Source organism: Pseudomonas sp., assembly GCF_035512415.1.
Lineage (GTDB): Bacteria > Pseudomonadota > Gammaproteobacteria > Pseudomonadales > Pseudomonadaceae > Aquipseudomonas.
Genome location: NZ_DATKDZ010000045.1, coordinates 64176 through 80994, shown reverse-complemented (window position 1 = coordinate 80994; position 16819 = coordinate 64176). Strand labels below are relative to the sequence as shown.

At 60.6% G+C, this 16819-nt stretch carries 15 protein-coding genes; 5 read left to right on the top strand and 10 right to left on the bottom strand.

Annotated elements, in window-relative coordinates:
* Window positions 1–97: 97 nt before the first annotated feature.
* On the top strand, window positions 98–3550 hold the full coding sequence (mfd, locus tag VMP31_RS22725) for a transcription-repair coupling factor (RefSeq protein ID WP_325510014.1): 3453 nt from the start codon (window positions 98–100) through the stop codon (window positions 3548–3550).
* An 11-nt stretch (window positions 3551–3561) separates the two neighbouring features.
* Window positions 3562–4101 carry a CsiV family protein gene (locus VMP31_RS22720; protein WP_325510012.1) on the top strand — a complete coding sequence of 180 codons (540 nt, stop codon included), beginning with the start codon at window positions 3562–3564 and terminating at the stop codon, window positions 4099–4101.
* A 53-nt stretch (window positions 4102–4154) separates the two neighbouring features.
* On the opposite strand, the gene VMP31_RS22715 is transcribed toward VMP31_RS22720, so the two are convergent.
* The 4 genes from VMP31_RS22715 to VMP31_RS22700 are packed head-to-tail and all read right to left on the bottom strand — an operon-like array spanning window position 4155 to window position 7202.
* Window positions 4155–4892 carry an S-methyl-5'-thioinosine phosphorylase gene (locus VMP31_RS22715; protein ID WP_325510011.1) on the bottom strand — a complete coding sequence of 246 codons (738 nt, stop codon included), beginning with the start codon at window positions 4890–4892 and terminating at the stop codon, window positions 4155–4157.
* A 10-nt stretch (window positions 4893–4902) separates the two neighbouring features.
* On the bottom strand, window positions 4903–5901 hold the full coding sequence (gene nagZ, locus VMP31_RS22710; RefSeq protein ID WP_325510009.1) for a beta-N-acetylhexosaminidase: 999 nt from the start codon (window positions 5899–5901) through the stop codon (window positions 4903–4905).
* A gap of 21 nt (window positions 5902–5922) precedes the next feature.
* Complete coding sequence (locus VMP31_RS22705; protein ID WP_325510007.1) at window positions 5923–6447, bottom strand: L,D-transpeptidase; 525 nt, start codon at window positions 6445–6447, stop codon at window positions 5923–5925.
* Window positions 6448–6494: 47 nt separating this feature from the next.
* Complete coding sequence (locus VMP31_RS22700) at window positions 6495–7202, bottom strand: TetR/AcrR family transcriptional regulator (protein WP_325510005.1); 708 nt, start codon at window positions 7200–7202, stop codon at window positions 6495–6497.
* A 272-nt stretch (window positions 7203–7474) separates the two neighbouring features.
* Between VMP31_RS22700 and lexA the strand changes: the two genes are divergently transcribed.
* Both lexA and sulA read left to right on the top strand, forming a co-directional pair.
* Window positions 7475–8086, top strand: coding sequence for a transcriptional repressor LexA (gene lexA, locus VMP31_RS22695; protein ID WP_325510003.1), 612 nt, complete (start codon window positions 7475–7477; stop codon window positions 8084–8086).
* 10 nt (window positions 8087–8096) lie between these two features.
* Entirely contained in the window at window positions 8097–8570 is a 474-nt protein-coding gene (gene sulA / locus VMP31_RS22690) for an SOS-induced cell division inhibitor SulA (RefSeq protein WP_325510001.1), read from the top strand.
* Between the two features lie 112 nt (window positions 8571–8682).
* Here sulA and VMP31_RS22685 read toward each other — a convergent pair whose 3' ends face one another.
* The 6 genes from VMP31_RS22685 to fadB form a co-directional block, all read right to left on the bottom strand.
* Window positions 8683–8916 carry a hypothetical protein gene (locus tag VMP31_RS22685; RefSeq protein WP_325509999.1) on the bottom strand — a complete coding sequence of 78 codons (234 nt, stop codon included), beginning with the start codon at window positions 8914–8916 and terminating at the stop codon, window positions 8683–8685.
* A gap of 78 nt (window positions 8917–8994) precedes the next feature.
* The gene (locus VMP31_RS22680) at window positions 8995–9513 is read right to left on the bottom strand and encodes a DUF6586 family protein (protein ID WP_325510113.1); all 519 of its coding nucleotides are present in this window, start codon (window positions 9511–9513) and stop codon (window positions 8995–8997) included.
* A 71-nt stretch (window positions 9514–9584) separates the two neighbouring features.
* Complete coding sequence (topA, locus tag VMP31_RS22675) at window positions 9585–12194, bottom strand: type I DNA topoisomerase (protein ID WP_325509998.1); 2610 nt, start codon at window positions 12192–12194, stop codon at window positions 9585–9587.
* Between the two features lie 125 nt (window positions 12195–12319).
* Window positions 12320–12556, bottom strand: a complete 237-nt coding sequence (locus tag VMP31_RS22670) for a DUF1653 domain-containing protein (RefSeq protein ID WP_325509997.1) — start codon at window positions 12554–12556, stop codon at window positions 12320–12322.
* Between the two features lie 175 nt (window positions 12557–12731).
* On the bottom strand, window positions 12732–13907 hold the full coding sequence (fadA, locus tag VMP31_RS22665; RefSeq protein ID WP_325509996.1) for an acetyl-CoA C-acyltransferase FadA: 1176 nt from the start codon (window positions 13905–13907) through the stop codon (window positions 12732–12734).
* 30 nt (window positions 13908–13937) lie between these two features.
* Window positions 13938–16085, bottom strand: coding sequence for a fatty acid oxidation complex subunit alpha FadB (gene fadB / locus VMP31_RS22660; RefSeq protein ID WP_325509994.1), 2148 nt, complete (start codon window positions 16083–16085; stop codon window positions 13938–13940).
* A gap of 486 nt (window positions 16086–16571) precedes the next feature.
* Between fadB and VMP31_RS22655 the strand changes: the two genes are divergently transcribed.
* On the top strand, window positions 16572–16772 hold the full coding sequence (locus VMP31_RS22655; RefSeq protein ID WP_325509992.1) for a hypothetical protein: 201 nt from the start codon (window positions 16572–16574) through the stop codon (window positions 16770–16772).
* The last annotated feature ends 47 nt before the right edge of the window (window positions 16773–16819 follow it).

Sequence of the window (16819 nt, the reverse complement as noted above, 5' to 3'; positions counted from 1 at the left end):
CGAACAATCGCCGGCAATGTATAGCGGTGAAACACTGACAGCAGAGCACGCGGATAGTTACAATCGAAGGCCATATCGCCACGTCCGCGAGCTGCCCGTGTCTGTACCGACTGCATCCGTATTGCGTCTACCGTCCCTGCCTGCCACCGCTGGAAAACAACACTGGGGTAACCTGCCCGGGGCCGCGCTGAGCCTGGCGATTGCCGAAGCCGCCAGCAGCGCAAAACGCTTCACCCTGCTGCTGACCGCCGACAGCCAGAGCGCCGAACGCCTGCAGGAAGAGCTGAGTTTCTTCGCCCCAAGCCTGCCGGTGCTGCATTTCCCCGACTGGGAAACCCTGCCCTACGACCTGTTCTCGCCGCACCAGGACATTATTTCCCAGCGTATCGCTGCCCTCTACCGCCTGCCCGAGCTCAAGCACGGCATTCTGGTAGTGCCGATCACCACCGCCCTACACCGCCTGGCTCCCAAGCGCTTTCTGCTCGGCAGCAGCCTGGTCATGCAGGTCGGCCAGCGCCTAGAAGTAAACCAGATGCGCGTCAATCTGGAAGCTGCCGGCTATCGCTGCGTGGATACGGTGTACGAACACGGCGAATTCGCCGTGCGCGGCGCGCTGATCGACCTGTTCCCCATGGGCAGCAGCCAGCCGTATCGCATCGACCTGTTCGACGACGAAATCGAGACCCTGCGCACCTTCGATCCGGAAACCCAGCGCTCCATCGACAAGGTCGAGTCGATCAAACTGCTGCCGGCGCGGGAATTTCCGCTTGAAAAGAAAGCCGTTACCGATTTCCGCGGGCGCTTTCGCGAGCGCTTCGACGTCGACTTCCGCCGCTGCCCGATCTATCAGGACCTCAGTACCGGCATCACCCCGGCCGGTATCGAGTACTACCTGCCGCTGTTTTTCGAAGAAACCGCCACCCTGTTCGACTACCTGCCCCAGGACACTCAGGTGTTCTCCCTGCCGGGGGTGGAAAAGGCCGCGGAACACTTCTGGAATGACGCCCGCAACCGCTATGAAGAGCGCCGGGTCGACCCCGAGCGCCCGCTGTTGCCGCCGGCCGATATCTTTCTGCCGGTGGAAGACTGCTTCGCCCGCCTGAAAGACTGGCCCCGGGTGGTGGTCAGCCAGGACGATATCGAACAAGGCGTCGGCCGCACCCGCTTCAATGCCCAGCCACTGCCGGATCTGGCGATCCAGGCCAAGGCCACTGAGCCCCTGGCCGCACTACGGCGCTTTATCGAGGACTACCCCGGCCGCGTGCTGTTCTGCGCCGAGTCCGCGGGACGGCGCGAGGTACTGCTGGAACTGCTCGCCCGCCTCAAGCTCAAGCCCAACGAATTCGACAGCTGGCCGGCGTTTACCGCCAGCACCCAACGTTTAGGCATCTGCATCGCGCCACTGGACGACGGCCTGCTGCTCGAAGACCTGGCTCTGGTGGCGGAAAGTCCGCTGTTCGGCCAGCGCGTGATGCAACGCCGTCGCCGCGAGAAGTCCCGCGATGGCGGCGACAACGTCATCAAGAACCTTACCGAGCTGCGCGAAGGCGCGCCGGTGGTACATATCGACCATGGCGTGGGCCGCTACCTGGGCCTGGTGACCATGGAGTTCGACGGCCAGGCCGCCGAATTCCTCGCCCTGATGTACGCCGAGGAAGCCAAGCTCTATGTGCCGGTGGCCAGCCTGCATCTGATCGCCCGCTATACCGGCAGCGACGACGCCCTCGCCCCGCTGCACCGCTTGGGCTCGGAAATCTGGCAGAAGGCCAAACGCAAGGCCGCCGAACAGGTACGCGATGTCGCCGCCGAGCTGCTCGACATCTACGCCCGCCGCGCCGCCCGCGAAGGCTATGCCTTTGCCGACCCGAAGGCCGATTACGCCACCTTCAGCGCCGGCTTCCCCTTCGAGGAAACCCCGGACCAGCAAACGGCCATCGAGGCCGTGCATGACGATATGCTCGCGCCCAAGCCGATGGACCGCCTGGTCTGCGGCGATGTCGGCTTCGGCAAAACCGAAGTGGCGATGCGCGCCGCCTTTATCGCCGTACACGGCGGCAAGCAGGTGGCGGTACTGGTGCCGACCACCCTGCTCGCCCAGCAGCACTACAACAGCTTCCGCGACCGCTTCGCCGACTGGCCGGTAAAGGTCGAGGTAATGAGCCGCTTCAAGAGCGCCAAGGAAGTCGCCGAGGCCATGCAGCAGCTGAGTGAGGGCAAGGTGGATATCGTTATCGGCACCCACAAGCTACTGCAGGGTGACGTCAAGTTCAGCAATCTGGGCCTGGTGATCATCGACGAAGAGCACCGTTTCGGCGTGCGCCAGAAGGAGCAGCTCAAGGCCCTGCGCAGTGAGGTCGACATCCTCACCCTCACCGCCACGCCGATCCCGCGCACCCTGAATATGGCCGTGGCCGGTATGCGCGACCTGTCGATCATCGCCACGCCGCCGGCGCGCCGTCTGTCGGTGCGCACCTTCGTCATGGAACAGAACAACCCGACGATCAAGGAAGCGCTGTTGCGCGAGCTGCTGCGCGGCGGCCAGGTGTATTACCTGCACAACGATGTAAAAACCATCGAGAAGTGCGCCGCCGATCTGGCCGAACTGGTGCCGGAAGCGCGTATCGGCATCGGCCACGGGCAGATGCGCGAGCGCGAGCTGGAACAGGTGATGGGTGACTTCTATCACAAGCGCTTCAACGTGCTGATCGCCTCGACCATTATCGAGACCGGTATCGACGTACCGAGCGCCAACACCATCATCATCGAACGCGCCGACAAGTTCGGCCTGGCTCAGCTGCATCAGCTGCGTGGCCGCGTCGGCCGTAGTCACCACCAGGCCTACGCCTACCTGCTGACTCCGCCACGCAAGCAGATGACCGACGATGCGCAGAAGCGCCTGGAAGCCATCTCCGGTGCCCAGGACCTCGGCGCAGGCTTTCTACTGGCCACCCACGACCTGGAAATCCGCGGGGCCGGCGAGCTACTTGGCGATGGCCAGAGCGGGCAGATCCAGGCGGTGGGTTTCACCCTCTATATGGAAATGCTCGAACGTGCGGTGAAATCCATCCGCAAGGGCGAGCAACCCAACCTCGACCAGCCGCTCGGCGGCGGCCCGGAGATCAACCTGCGCGTGCCGGCGCTGATCCCCGAGGACTACCTGCCGGATGTGCACACCCGCCTGATCCTCTACAAGCGCATCGCCAACGCCGCCGACGAGGAAGGCCTGAAAGAGCTGCAGGTGGAAATGATCGATCGCTTCGGCCTGCTGCCCGAGCCGACCAAGAACCTGGTGCGCATCACCCTGCTCAAGCTGCAGGCGGAGAAGCTCGGAATCAAGAAGGTCGACGCCGGCCCGCAAGGCGGTCGCCTCGAGTTCGCCGCCGACACCTGCGTCGACCCGTTGACCCTGATCAAGCTGATCCAGGGCGCACCGACCCGCTACAAGTTCGAAGGAGCCACCCTGTTCAAGTTCCAGGTACCCATGGAACGCGCACAAGAACGCTTCAACACCCTCGAAGCGCTGTTCGAGCGCCTGACTCCCTCTACCTAAAGGATCGACCCATGCGCGCACTCCGCACCCTGGCCCTGCTGCCTCTTATCCTGCTGAGCCTGTTGGGCAGCAGCGCGGCACTGGCCGAGCGCCTCTATCAGGTGGAGGTGATCGTCTTCCGCCAGGCCGGCGAGAATGGTTCGGGCGGCCAACTGCCGCCGGACAACTGGGCTCAGAACGCCCTGCCGGTCGATGCCAACAGCAGTCGCGCTCTGGCACTGACCAGCGAGGCGAGCAAGCTCAACCCAGCCAACGGTTATCAGGTGCTATTGCACCAGGCCTGGTCACAGAGCCTCGGCGACTCGATCAGCAGCGTCGCCATCAGCACTGGCAACGAGCAGTTCGGCCACTACCCGGTACAGGGCCGTATCAGCCTTAGCGGAGATAGCCTGATCGAGCTCGACAGCGATATCTGGGTCAACCAGTTCGATCAGAGCGGCATCCTCAACGCCAGCGAGCGGATCAAGCAGAGCCGCCGCCTGAAAAGCGGCGAGCTGACCTTTGTCGATAATGGCAGTCTGGGGCTACTGATTCGCGTCAGCCCACTCTAAAAGCACAAAAAGGGCCGCATCGCGCGGCCCTTGCTTATTTAATCAATACCGACTCAGCTGGTCAACACGCGAGCCAGGACGGTCTTCACCTTGCCCATCCCCTCATCCAGGGCGCGCTCGATTTCCGCCATGGTAATCAGCGACGCAGACTTACCCGCCGCAGGATTTACCACCAGGGCCAGACAGGCGTACGGCAGAGCCAGTTCACGGGCCAGCGCCGCTTCCGGCATGCCGGTCATGCCGACGATATCGCAGCCATCGCGCTCCATGCGGGCGATCTCGGCCACCGTTTCCAGGCGCGGCCCCTGGGTGCAACCGTACAAGCCATGGCTGCTGAACCCGCAGCGCTCGGCCGTCAGGGCTTCTGCCAACCTGTGGCGCAGGCCGGCATCGTAGGGGTGGCTGAAGTCCACATGGGTCACATGCTCCAGCTCGCCTTCATAGAAGGTGTGCTCGCGCCCACTGGTGTAGTCGATGATCTGGTGCGGCAGGCAGAAGTGCCCGGTGACCATGGCGGGATGGATACCACCCACCGAGTTGACCGCGATAATCGCCTTGGCCCCCGCCTCGCGCAGCGCCCAGAGATTGGCGCGGTAGTTCACCTGGTGCGGCGGTATCCGGTGCGGGTGCCCGTGACGGGCGAGGAACAGCACCTCGCGCCCGGCATACTCGCCCTTGAGCACAGGTGCAGAAGGTGCCCCATAGGGCGTATCCAGATGCAGTGCCGCAGTAATGGTCAAGCCATCCAGGCGAGTCAGGCCTGTACCACCGATAATGGCGTAAACAGTCATCCAATCTTCCTCAATCGATTAATTGCGCGGCACGCAACGCGCCCACTGCTTCCAGCCAGCGCGGGTTCTGCCGATATTCAACACCCGGAAAGGCCTGGCGCCGCATGCGCGCCAACCCCTGTGGTACGCACACCTTGAGGCGCTGCAAAGCTCCCAGCGCCAACTCTGCCGCTGCCCGGTCATTGCACACCAGGCCCATGTCACAACCGGCGCTGAGCGCCGCCTCGATACGGCAAGCCGCATCGCCGACCACATGCGCCCCGGCCATGGACAGGTCGTCGCTGAAAATCACCCCGGTAAAGCCCAGCTCGCCGCGCAGAATATCCTGCAACCAGCGCCGCGAGAAACCCGCCGGCTGGTTGTCTACCTGAGGGTAGATCACATGGGCCGGCATCACCGCTGCCAGCTGCCGACTCAAACGGGCAAAGGGCAGCAGATCCACTGCACGAATCTGCTCGAGGCTGCGCTCATCCAGCGGAATGGCCACATGGGAATCGGCCTCGGCCCAACCATGGCCGGGAAAGTGCTTGCCGGTCGCCGCCATGCCCGCGGCGCTCATGCCGCGGATAAAGGCAGCGGCCAGGTCGCTGGCACGCAGCGCATCGGCCTCGAAGGCGCGGCTGCCAACCACCGCGCTACGCTGGTGATCGAGATCCAGCACCGGGGCGAAACTCAGGTCCAGGCCGACCGCCAGGACCTCGCTGGCCATGATCCAGCCGCAATGCTCGGCCAGCACTTCGGCATTGGCGTTGTCGGCAATCGCGCGCATCGCCGGCAGGCGTACAAAGCCCTGGCGCAGGCGCTGCACCCGTCCACCCTCCTGGTCCACCGCCAACAAAAGGTCGGGGCGCACGGCACGAATGGCCGCAGCCAGCTCGCGCACCTGGCGCGGCTCTTCGATATTGCGGGCAAATAGAATCAGACCGCCGACCTCCGGTTGACGAAGGATCTGTCGATCCTCGGCCGTCAGCCAGGTGCCGGCGACATCCAGCATCAGTGAACCTTGCATGCTTGAACTCACAACTCATCCTTAAATAAGAGGCGCAGCCGCCCAATGCGGGCACGGGGCCTCGTCGATGCGCACGGCACAATGCACCGGCACCCGGGAAAACAATGCCAACAGATCGCTGTTGCGCAGACGCACGCAACCATGGGAACGCGCAACGCCCATGGGCTCGGTATCCGGTGTGCCATGCAGGTAAATATAACGGCGAAAGGTATCGACCTCGCCCAGCCGATTGCGCCCCTGCTCACAGCCACTGAGCCAGAGAATACGACTGAGAATCCAGTCGCGCCCGGGAAACTGCTCGTGTAACTCGGGCGACCAGACCTCGCCGGTCCAGCGCCGCCCACGCAGCACAGCCCCCAGCGGCAAGCCCGCGCCGATCTTCGCCCGCACCTGGTGCAGGCCACGCGGCGTGCAACCGGAGCCATTGCGCTCGCCAGGACCGTTGAGCGCAGTGGAAACCTTCAGGCGCAACAACAGCTGCCCGTCGGCAAAGCCGTACAGGCACTGATCAGTCAGGGAGATATGCAGAAAATCGAGAGTCGCCATGGGCGGCTAGCTTAGCGGATCACATCCACCAAGCCCACCCAGGCACTTCAAACTTTGCTGGGAGCGGCTGTCGTCTTGGTGCGAGGTTTGAGCTGGGCGCTGGCCAGAGCTTCGTCGCTCAGCCCGGTTTCCGAACGCATGCCGGCCGCCAGGAAAGGCACCATCAAACGCATGACCTGCTCGATTGAGGTATTAACGCCGAAATCGGTTTCCGCCATGGCCCGCAACGCCTTGATACCGGACATGCTGAAGGCCGCCGCCCCCAACATAAAGTGCACCCGCCAGAACAGCTCCAGCGGAGGAATACGCGGAGCGGCTTCATGCACCAGCTGCATATAACGGCGGAACACCTTGCCGTACACCTCTTCGAGGTACTTACGCAGGTGCCCCTGGCTCTGGCTGAAGGCCAGGCCCAGCAAGCGCATAAAGATTGAAAGATCATTGCCACTGCGCGGCTTTACTGCCAGCGCCTGCTCGACCAGTAACTCCAGCAGCTCTTCCAGACTGACCTTGGTATCCGACTTGGCCTGACGGCGATCCAGCTCGCGCTCCAGGCTTAGGCAGAAGGGACCAAGAAAGCGTGAGAAAACCGCCTGGATCAGGGCCTTTTTTGAGCCGAAATGATAGTTCACCGCCGCCAGGTTGACCCCGGCCTTGCTGGTGATCAGACGCAACGAGGTTTCAGCGAAACCTTTCTCCGCAAACAACTGCTCTGCGGCATCAAGAATGCGTTCAACGGTTTCCGACTGGGCCATGACTCTTTTCATCTGAACAAACACTTGTTTGAAACATACGTTTCAGCCGCCCGCCTTGTCAAGTCGGGCAAACCATCTTGTGGCTGAGCAGTCACGTGTGCCGAGCAAAACTGTACTGGCACTGGCTAGACGAGCGCCAGGCCGGTCAGGTAACAGAACCTCACTATACAAGCTGGATAACGCTTTATTCAGCAGAGATCAGCACAGAATGATTGCCAACGGCAGATCACTGTATATAATCCCAGTCACTGTACAAAAAAACAGAGACAGCCATGCTCAAACTGACGCCGCGCCAAGCTGAAATTCTCGCCTTTATCAAGCAATGCCTTGAAGACAACGGCTACCCGCCAACCCGTGCAGAAATCGCCTTGAAACTGGGTTTCAAATCACCCAATGCGGCCGAAGAGCATCTCAAGGCTCTGGCCCGCAAAGGGGCCATCGAGATGACCCCGGGTGCTTCGCGGGGCATCCGCATTCCTGGCTTCGAACCCAACGCCGATGAAGAAGAAGGCCTGCCAGTGATTGGCCGGGTCGCAGCAGGCGCACCGATTCTCGCCCAACAGCATGTTGAAGAGTCCTGCAAGATCAACCCGGACTTCTTCCATCCCAAGGCCGACTACCTGCTGCGTGTACGCGGCATGAGCATGAAAGACATCGGCATCTTCGATGGCGACCTATTGGCCGTACACACCACCCGCGAAGCTCGTAATGGGCAAGTGGTGGTGGCGCGCCTTGACGATGAAGTTACCGTCAAACGTTTCAAGCGCGAAGGCAACAAGGTCTGGCTGATGGCCGAAAACCCGGAGTTCGCGCCGATTGAAGTGAACCTGGAAGAACAGGATCTGATTATTGAAGGCTTGAGCGTCGGCGTTATCCGCCGCTAGTGGAGGATCTATGCAGTTCCCACATACACTGGACCATACACAACTGCCCCTGTTCGATGCGTTCCTGGCAGCAACGGTAAGCCCACTGCTTGCCGATGGCACTGAGCTGCCCTGGCAGGATGAAACAGAGGCTTTCAGTGAACTGTCGTTGCGTGGTGCAGCCGGGCACTGCCTGAACCTTCTAGCGCCGATTCTGCGTGAGCTTAGCGAAAACCACGATGCACGCTGGCTGACCCTGATCGCCCCGCCCTCGAGCCTCACCCAAACCTGGCTACGCGAGGCAGGCCTGAACCGCGAACGTATTCTGCTGCTCCACCCACGCGGCCCGCAAAGCGCGCTGGAGTTGGCGCAACAGGCCTTGAAGCTGGGCCGCAGCCACACCGTTGTCAGCTGGCTGCACCCGCTCGAACGCCCGGCGCGGCAACAGCTTGAGCAAGCCGCACGTCAGGGCAAGGCGCAAAGCCTGAATATCAGTCTGGGATAATTGGCCAGAGATAACGCACAGGGAATGTGCGTGTCAGCCAGTAGAAAACTGAAGCAAGAAACAGCCAACGCGAGCAGAACGCTCTAGCTCAGAGCCCGGGAGAATTCTGCAATCAATGCAGAATCCGCGGCCCTTCTTCGCTCTGAAAGTTATTTTCCGCCAGGCGCCCCGCCATCTGCACACCGACATTGAGCATGGCCTTGGCCACCTCGACGTGCTGGCCCTGCAGGAAAGCCTTGGCATCGGCGGAAAAATCCAACACTACCAATGACTCTTCATCCTCTGCACGGCGCAGGGCAATGCGCCCGTCGGGAAGTTCGACAATTTCCAGGAATGATGTAGGCATTGGCTTGGTTCTCCACGAAAGGTCGGCATTGTAACAGCCGACCAGAGCTCGCCCTAGTCCGCCGGTCCAATCAGCCGCTTACCACTCGCTCAGGGTTTGCCGAAAGCGTTGTGCCAGAGCCTTCAGCTGCTGACGCCAGGCCTCGAGGGTTTCCCGCGCCAGAGGCGGCACTTCTTCATCCAGGCTGACCGCCGTGATCAACGGAGTAGCAGGATCGACCTTGGCCTTCTTGCCGGCTTGCGGGGGCTGAAACAGCTCGGCATAAGCCTTGAGCAACTGTGCGACCCAGCTATCGGCGGCCCGCGTCAGCTCGACCAACTCGCCCAGCTCCTGGCTCGGTGCCGCCTGCAACACCTCTTCAGTGAGAAAACGCTCGGCTTGGGCTGCCGCACTATCCGGCAAACGGTAGTAACCGGCGATCTCATGGCACAGGCCCAGCAGGGCACCGTACAGATGAAACAGCGCAGCCTCGCGCTCAGCCTGGATCAAGGCCAGGGCATTCATGCTCTGGCCCTGCTCAGCCTTGCGCCAGGACTCCAGCGCCAGGCCGGCGTAGAAGATTTTCTGGTTGGTACGGGTATAGAGCTCGTTGGCCATTGCGGCACCCTCCACAGCGGATTGAATAAGCATACGCGCGCCGGCTAATGGCCGACACGCGCTCCGCTAGATCAGCTCTTGTCTTCGACTTTCCACTTGCCGCCATCAAAGAACGCACGCCAGCCCGTCGGCTTGCCGTCGACCTCGGTCTGCACGTACTGCTCCTTGGTCTTGCGGCTGTAGCGAATCACCGCTGCACGCCCTTCTGGATCTTTCTTCGGCGCATCGCAGAGGAAGTGGTACTTGGGATCGATCTCATCGCGATGCGGGATCAGCTCCTGCACCAGCGGCGCGCGGGTTTCGCGGTTTTTCGGGAACTGGCTGGCAGCCAGGAACAGCCCCGAAGCGCCATCACGCAGGATGTAGGTGTCGTTGACCTTCTCGCACTTGAGCTCGGGCATCTTCACCGGGTCCATCTTCGGCGGCGCGGCCTCACCGCTTTTCAGCAGCTTGCGGGTGTTCTTGCATTCGCTGTTGGTGCAGCCGAAGAACTTGCCGAAACGCCCGGTCTTGAGCTGCATCTGGCTGCCACACTTGTCGCACTCCAGGCTCGGGCCTTCATAGCCCTTGATCCGGTACTGGCCCTGCTCCACTTCATAACCTGCGCAATCGGGGTTATTGCCGCAGATATGCAACTTGCGGGTTTCATCCAGCAGGTAGGCGTCCATGGCAGTCGAACAGATCGGGCAGCGGTGCTTGCCGAGCAACACCAGGGATTCGGATTCGCCCTCGTCGTCCGCGGCAATCTCGTCACCCGGCACCAAGTTGACGGTGGCCTTGCAGCGCTCTTTCGGCGGCAGGGCATAACCGGAACAACCGAGGAACACCCCGGTCGAGGCGGTACGGATGGTCATCGGCCGGCCACAATCCCGGCAAGGGATATCGGTCAGGGTCGGCAGGTTGGCGCGCATGCCGCCCTCGCCCGCCTCGGCCACTTCGAGCTTCTTCTTGAAGTCGCCGTAGAATTCGTCGAGTACGTGCTTCCACTCGCGCTCGCCCTGGGCCACATCGTCCAGGTGCTCTTCCATGCCGGCGGTAAAGCCGTAGTCCATCAGGTTGGAGAAGCTTTCGGCCAGACGCTCGGTAACGATGTCGCCCATCTTCTCGGAGTAGAAACGGCGGTTGTGCAGGGCCACGTAGCCGCGATCCTGGATGGTGCCGATAATCGCTGCATAGGTCGACGGACGACCGATACCGCGTTTTTCCATTTCCTTAACCAGGCTGGCTTCCGAGTAACGCGCTGGCGGCTTGGTGAAGTGCTGGCTGGGGTCGAGCTTGACCAGCTTGAGCACTTCGCCCTGCTCCATTTCCGGCAACACGTCGTCATCGCCCGGCTTGCTCAGCTGCGGCAACGCCCGGGTGTAACCGTCGAACTTGAGGATACGACCCTTGGCACGCAGCTCAAACTGCGACGCCGTCACAGTAACTGTGGTCGACAGGTACTCGGCCGGCGGCATCTGGCAAGCAACGAACTGACGCCAGATCAGCTCATACAGACGTTCGGCGTCGCGTTCCATGCCCGACAGCTGAGTCGGTTTGAGGTTGACGTCGGAAGGACGAATCGCTTCGTGCGCTTCCTGAGCCCCTTCCTTACTGCTGTAGGCAATCGGGTTGGCGGGCAAGTACTTCTTGCCGAACTCGCCCTCGATAAAGTCACGCACCATGGTCACGGCATCGGCCGAGAGATTGGTCGAGTCGGTACGCATATAGGTGATGTAGCCGGCCTCATACAGGCGCTGGGCCATCATCATGGTCTTCTTCACCCCAAAGCCCAGGCGATTACTGGCGGCCTGTTGCAGGGTGGAGGTGATAAAGGGTGCCGACGGCTTGCTGCTGGTCGGTTTGTCTTCGCGCTTGCTGATGCTGTAGCTGGACGCTTTCAGCGTAGCCAGGGCCGCCATGGCCTGGGCCTCATTCAGCGGCTTGAAGGCCGCACCGTTCTCACGGGCCACCTCGAAACGCACGGTGGCGTCCTTGGCGGTGCCGAGGTCGGCGTGGACCTCCCAATACTCTTCCGGCACGAAGGCGCGAATCTCTTTCTCGCGCTCGACCACCAGTTTCACCGCCACCGACTGCACACGGCCGGCCGACAGGCCGCGGGCGATCTTGGCCCACAGCAGCGGCGAAACCATATAGCCCACTACGCGGTCGAGGAAGCGCCGCGCCTGCTGAGCGTTGACCCGGTTGATATCCAGCTCGCCAGGCTTGGAAAACGCTTCCTGGATGGCCTTCTTGGTGATTTCGTTGAACACCACGCGCTTGTAGCGGCTGTCGTCGCCACCGATGGACTCGCGCAGGTGCCAGGCAATGGCTTCCCCCTCGCGGTCCAAGTCGGTTGCGAGATAGATGGTGTCGGCATCCTTGGCCAGGCGGCGCAACTCTTCAACCACCTTTTCCTTGCCCGGGAGGATCTCGTACTTGGCCTTCCAGCCGTGCTCGGGATCGACCCCCATACGGGTAAACAGCTGGCGTTTGGCCTTTTCCTTGGGTGACAGCGCCGGCACTTCGCCTGCAGCGGCCTTGCCGCGTTTGGCCGGTTCCTTGGCCGTGCTCGCCGAACCACTGGTAGGCAGGTCACGGATATGGCCGATGCTCGACTTCACCACGTACTCGTTGCCCAAGTACTTGTTGATGGTCTTGGCCTTGGCCGGGGATTCCACGATGACCAGCGATTTGCCCATGGATTGGAAAATTCCTGAAATTCGATAAATAAATGCGGGAGGCGCTGTACTGCCTGCTAGCGCGGCACCGCTATATATAGTGGTGGTCCGGCTGAGGTCAAGCGCAGCAATGGCCCGATGTCAGCTCAAGGCTTGGTAAAAACGGCGCTTTGCGCCTGAATCAGAGCAAAACGCGGAACCTTCTCGCCGTCCACGTCAACGCTTTCGCAGAACATTTCCAGCGGTCGTACCCACAGGCCAAATTCGCCGTACAGCGCCTGGTAGACCACCATCTGTTGCTCTGTCTCGGAATGCTGGGCCACGCCAAACACACGGTACTCGGGGCCTTTGTAGTGGCGATAGAGACCAGGTTGTAATTGCATGGGCAAGCTCCTTAGGGGGTAAGCCTCTTGAAGATTTTCTGCTGACAAAGAAATCCGGGAGAAATTTTCACGTCGCCTAGCGACGGCCCGAAAGGTGGCTGCCAGTGATGGCAGACCAAAAACAAAAACCGGGGCACCAGGCCCCGGTTTTTCCGCTTCTTACACCCAGTGAAACTTACAGGCGTTCGAAGACGGTGGTGATGCCTTGGCCGAGACCTACGCACATGGTGGACACACCGAAGGTGCCGCCATTCTGCTTCATCACGTTCAGCAGGGTACCGGAGATACGCGCACCGGAACAACCGAACGGGTGACCCAGAGCGATTGCGCCGCCGTGCAGGTTGACCTTCTCTTCCATCTTGTCGAGCACTTTCAGGTCCTTCAGCACAGGCAGGGCCTGGGCGGCGAAGGCTTCGTTGAGCTCGAAGAAGTCGATGTCATTGATGGTCAGGCCAGCACGCTTGAGGGCTTTCTGGGTGGACGGTACTGGACCGTAACCCATGATCGCCGGATCCACACCAGCAACAGCCATGGCGCGAACCACGGCCATTGGCTGAATGCCCAGATCCTGAGCGCGCTGGGCGCTCATGACGATCATGCAGGAAGCGCCGTCGGTGATCTGCGAGGACGTACCCGCAGTCACGGTGCCGCCTTTCGGGTTGAACGCAGGCTTCAGCGCAGCCAGGCTTGCCAGGGTGGTTTCCGGACGAATGGTTTCGTCGTAGTCGAAAACCTTCAGGAAGCCGTTCTCGTCGTAGCCTTGCATCGGGATGATTTCATCCTTGAACTTGCCTTCGACGGTAGCTTTCTGGGCCAGACGGTGCGAACGCTCACCGAAGGCGTCCTGCTGCTCACGGCTGATGCCATGCATCTTGCCGAGCATTTCAGCAGTCAGACCCATCATGCCCGAGGCCTTGGCCGCGTACAGCGATAGGTGTGGGTTTGGATCGACGCCGTGCATCATGCCAACGTGGCCCATGTGCTCCACACCGCCGATGACGAACACGTCACCGTTACCGGTCTGGATTGCCTGCACGGCAGTGTGCAGAGCGCTCATGGACGAACCGCACAGGCGGCTCACGGTCTGGCCAGCACTGGTGTGCGGGATCTGGGTCATCAGCGACGCCATGCGCGCGATGTTCCAGCCCTGCTCCAGGGTCTGGTTAACGCAGCCCCAGATCACGTCTTCCACTTCGGCCGGATCGACCTTGGGGTTACGCGTCAGCAGGCCGCTGATCAGGTTGGCCGACATGGTTTCGGCACGGGTGTTGCGATGCATGCCGCCCTTGGAACGACCCATCGGGGTCCGACCGAAGTCGACGATCACTGCATCTCTAGGATTCAGGCTCATAAATTCACTCTCGCTCTAGTCGTTGCGCGATCAACCGAAAAACTTCTGGCCGTTGGCAGCCATTTCGCGAAGCTTGGCAGTCGGGGTGTACAGCGCGCCCAGCTCGGCATACTTGTCAGCCAGGGCAACGAATTCGGCTACACCGACGGTATCGATGTAACGCAGCGCACCCCCACGGAACGGCGGGAAGCCGATGCCGTAGATCAGGCCCATATCGGCCTCGGCAGCGCTATCAACGATGCCGTCTTCCAGACAACGCACGGTTTCCATGCACAGCGGGATCATCATGAAGTTGACGATGTCTTCGTCGGTTACTTCACGCTGCTCGGTGACAATGGACTTGAGCAACTCGTAAGCCTGCGGGTCGATGACCTTCTTCGGCTTGCCGCGATTGTCCATTTCGTAGGAATAGAAGCCCTTGCCGTTCTTCTGGCCCAGGCGATCTGCTTCATACATCACGTCAACCGCGGTACGGCCTTCAACAGCCATGCGATCCGGGAAGCCTTCAGCCATCACATCACGGCCGTGGTGACCGGTGTCGATACCCACCACGTCGGACAGGTACGCCGGGCCCATGGGCCAGCCGAACTTCTCCATGACCTTGTCGATACGCACGAAGTCGACGCCGAACTCGAGCAGCTTGGAGAAGCCACCGAAGTACGGGAACAGCACGCGGTTAACCAGGAAGCCTGGGCAGTCGTTGACCACAACCGGGGTCTTGCCCATTTTCTTGGCGTAAGCAACGGTGGTAGCCACGGCTACGTCGCTGGACTTCTCGCCACGAATCACTTCAACCAGCGGCATCATGTGCACCGGGTTGAAGAAGTGCATGCCGACGAAGTTTTCCGGACGCTTGAGGGCCTTGGCCAGCAAGTTGATGGAAATGGTCGAAGTGTTGGAAGCCAGAATCGCGTCTTCGCGAACCACGCCTTCCACTTCGGCCAGCACGATCTGCTTGACCTTGGGGTTCTCGACCACAGCTTCGACAACAATGTCGACATTGCCGAAATCGCCGTAGGACATGGTCGGACGAATCGCGTTGAGGGCTTCAGCCATCTTCGCGGCAGTCATGCGGCCTTTGGCAACACGGTTGCCGAGCAGCTTGCTCGCCTCGTTCAAGCCCATCTGGATACCCTCTTCACGGATATCCTTCATCAGGATCGGGGTGCCCTTGGAAGCCGACTGGTAGGCGATACCGCCACCCATGATGCCAGCGCCGAGTACGGCAGCCAGTTTCACGTCTTTGGCGATTTCGTCATGCTGCTTGGCTTTTTTCTTCAGTTCCTGATCGTTCAGGAACAGACCAATCAGGCTGGCAGCAACCGGCGTTTTAGCCAGTTTGACGAAGCCAGCAGCTTCCACTTCCAGCGCTTTGTCGCGACCGAAGTTGGCAGCTTTCTGAATGGTCTTGATTGCTTCAACCGGGGCCGGGTAGTTCGGGCCGGCCTGGCCTGCCACGAAACCTTTGGCGGTTTCGAAGCACATCATCTGCTCGATGGCGTTGAGCTTGAGCTTTTCCAGCTTGGGCTGACGCTTGGCCTTGTAGTCCAGCTCGCCAGAGATGGCGCGCGAAATCAGGTCCAGAGCAGCGGCTTGCAGCTTGTCAGCGGCAACCACGGCATCCACTGCGCCTACTTTCAGGGCATCGGCAGCGCGGTTTTCTTTGCCGGCAGCGATCCACTCAACGGCGTTATCGGTACCGATAACCCGCGGCAGACGTACGGTGCCGCCAAAGCCCGGGTAGAGACCCAGCTTGACTTCCGGCAGGCCGACCTGAGCGCCTTCGGCCATGACGCGGTAATCCGCCGCCAGGCACATTTCAAAACCACCGCCCAGGGCGATGCCATTGATAGCGACTACGGTCGGAACATTGAGGTCTTCAAAATCACTGAAGATCTTGTTGGCTTCGAGGTTGCCAGCCACCAGCTCTGCGTCTGGCAACTTGAAGTTGTCGACGAACTCGGTGATGTCGGCGCCGACGATAAATACGTCTTTGCCACTGGTGACAATCACGCCCTTGATCGAACCATCGGCCTTGATTGCATCAACGGATTGACGCAGCTCATTGAGGGTAAGACGGTTGAATTTGTTGACGGATTCACCCTTGAGGTCGAATTTCAATTCGACGATGCCACTCTCAAGAGCCTTAACCGTGATGGCTTTACCTTCGTAAATCATCAACTGATCTCCACGGTATGGAAGCTGAACGGTACACATCGGAGCCAACCAGCAAGCTACTCCACGGCATTGCCGCCTCAGAGTAGCCCCAATCAGCCTGGCACACCCACCGACGCGATAATCGGGCTGGAAAGGCGATGCCTTTGAAGGCAAACGCTCAATTCATACGCCCGTTTGATTTGGGTGTGCACACCTTCAAGGAAAAGCCCCAACTTGTCAATTGGCCCGTAAGGGCTTGTGCGCCGTACAAAAAATTACGTTTCGGCAGAGGCAACAGCCACGCAAACTCTGCAGCGAACAGGGGAACATTGGCATCGATATACTGACATTCGACGCAAGAATGGCATTATCGCGATTTCCGTCGGATACCAGAAAAAATGCCAGACCTGCGGATACAGTCGCTACCATACGGCCGCTCTAGAGCCGCTGTAGCCACAACGATAACGATCAGCTTGAGTTCACCTACGCGGGTGCGCGGAGTTCCCAATGACCCAGCGCAGTCGCGAGCAAAGCCTGCTGATGCAGGCAATCGCGGTCGATCGCGCCTCGCGGAGCGCCTCGGCGGGCGCAACTTTTATCGGCGATGGAGAAAGCCGTCCGATTGAAGAACTGGTGAGGGAGTTCGCCAGCAAGCTGGCCGTATGGGAGAAAGAACCGAAGAACCGCGCACAACTTCGGCAATCCTGAAGCAACATGACGACAAAATAGCGCTATATTGAAAAGTCGCTGATCAA